Below are 2133 nucleotides of genomic sequence, written 5' to 3'. Positions count from 1 at the left end.
CTGTTCAACAAGCTCTGGTTGGCCAATAACTTGTGATTTTAAATAATTGTTAATTTTCTGGAATCTATTGTTTAACATATTAATTTATCTGCAATTATATGAACTTAATACTGATAGTTATGACCATGTTCGGTGATGAAAGTTCAAATAAACTAATATTGTATGATGATTAATCTTGAGTAATATGTATAAGAAAAGATAGATATAATCAAAATCAGACTTATTCATATGAAAGCATACCTTTGGTGAATGATTAGTGGCTATTTATCATAAAGTTTTGACTTTATTTATTTGGTGACAATTTTTTGACATTCAATGATGGTAATAACATTATAATTAACTAGAAATAATATGTTTGTTTAATAAAAGAATAGTTACTATAAATATCAAAAATGGTTGCGCGATCTAACCGTAGGGTGTGTATTTGACAATGAAAAGACAATCTCTAATGATAGTCGATGATGGGTACAATATATTATTAAAAGCATGTGACTTTATCATCATTAACTTAGTGTTATCTCTCTTAATTCAGGGACAAGTAAAAAATGAAACTGTAGTTGATTTTGCAGCAGGTTTCTTATTTTCCGTTATATTTATATTGATTGGAGAGTATTGTTCTCTCTACAAGAAAAATGTCAGATTAAATATATCGAAAAGCCTCATAAAATGTACATTAACTTTTGTTTTAACTACGGTTGCATGGTTAATTCTCCGTAATCAGTTAATGTTTCTTGACGGTATGGAGTACTCGAATTTACGTCAACTGATGGTTCATGGTTGGTTCGCTTTATCCTTAACTTTTCTTTTACTATTTCGTACTACTGTTATTTTTGTTATCCAATCATGTTGGAAAAAGATGGCGGTAAAAAAGATCGCTATTATTGGTTTGACTAGCGGTGGTATTGCGGTTGAAGCAGCTCTAAGAAAGGAATTAAAAGGTCAAAATTTTACTATTGAGTATTATGACGATCGTGATGAGTCTCGTTTTGGCTATATGACGAAAGCTTCTTTTAAGGGAAAAGTTGACACTTTATTACAAAAAGCAAAGCAAGGTGATATTGACGAAGTTTATGTTGCTTTGCCCATGGTTGCTCGAGATCGAATTCAATATTTTTTAAGGTTGTTATCGGATACAACTGTTGAGACATATATTGTTCCAGATTTATATACCTATAATAATGCAATTAATCAGATCCGAGAAATTGATGGTGTCCAAACATTGAGTGTGTTTGCATCTCCTCTCGATGGATTGGGTGATGTCATTAAACGTATAGAAGATATTATTATTGGCGGTTTGATTACGTTAATGATTTCTCCAGTGCTTATCGCAGTTGCTATTGGTGTTAAGCTGAGTTCTCCAGGTCCAATTTTGTTTAAACAAGATCGATATGGTTTAGGGGGTAAATGCATAAAAGTATGGAAATTCCGCTCTATGAAAGTGATGGAGAATGATGCAGTTGTTACTCAAGCTACCAAGAACGATCCTCGAGTTACCAAATTTGGCGCATTTATCCGACGTACGTCACTAGATGAGCTTCCACAATTTTTTAATGTGCTTCAAGGTTCAATGTCAATTGTAGGTCCTCGACCTCATGCTGTTGCTCATAATGAAGAGTATCGTGTTTTAGTTGATAACTATATGATTCGTCACAAAGTAAAACCTGGTATCACAGGACTTGCTCAAGTTAATGGTTATCGAGGTGAAACAGATACTTTAGATAAAATGGAAATGCGTGTGCATTACGATATCCGCTATATACAGTCTTGGAGTTTATTCTTAGATCTGAAAATTATATTTATGACGGTGTTTAAAGGATTTGTTGGTGAGACTGCATATTAGAGTATTTTCTTATTTTGCTCATTTCTAAATTAAAAAACCAACCAATTAAATAGGTTGGTTTTTTAATTTAAATCATTATCGATTTTGTAAACTAAAGTATTTTTTTTGAACTTTTGGGATATCTTTATCTTCCCATAGTGCAGATATTTATCGAATCAACCTTCCATTATTTTGCGCGAGTTTCCCGGTACCGCCTGGGTGTACTCGTTCAGTAACGCCCATTTCTTGCATAAGCAACTCTTTCATTGCTGCAGCTTCTCGCTGGTTTGTTGGTTTCCAATTTGAGATAACAC

General features: G+C 33.0%; 1 protein-coding gene. It reads left to right on the top strand.

What is annotated here, in order from left to right; all coding sequences use genetic code 11:
- The first annotated feature begins 430 nt into the window (after positions 1–430).
- Positions 431–1840 carry an undecaprenyl-phosphate glucose phosphotransferase gene (locus I3255_RS13810; RefSeq protein WP_238039319.1) on the top strand — a complete coding sequence of 470 codons (1410 nt, stop codon included), beginning with the start codon at positions 431–433 and terminating at the stop codon, positions 1838–1840.
- Positions 1841–2133: the final 293 nt, after the last annotated feature.

Origin of the sequence: Psychrobacter sp. Ps6, from assembly GCF_022129235.1 — a bacterium.
Classification (GTDB): Bacteria; Pseudomonadota; Gammaproteobacteria; order Pseudomonadales; family Moraxellaceae; genus Psychrobacter.
The sequence above is the reverse complement of the archived record's forward strand: the minus strand, read 5'-3'. Positions and strand labels throughout refer to the sequence as shown.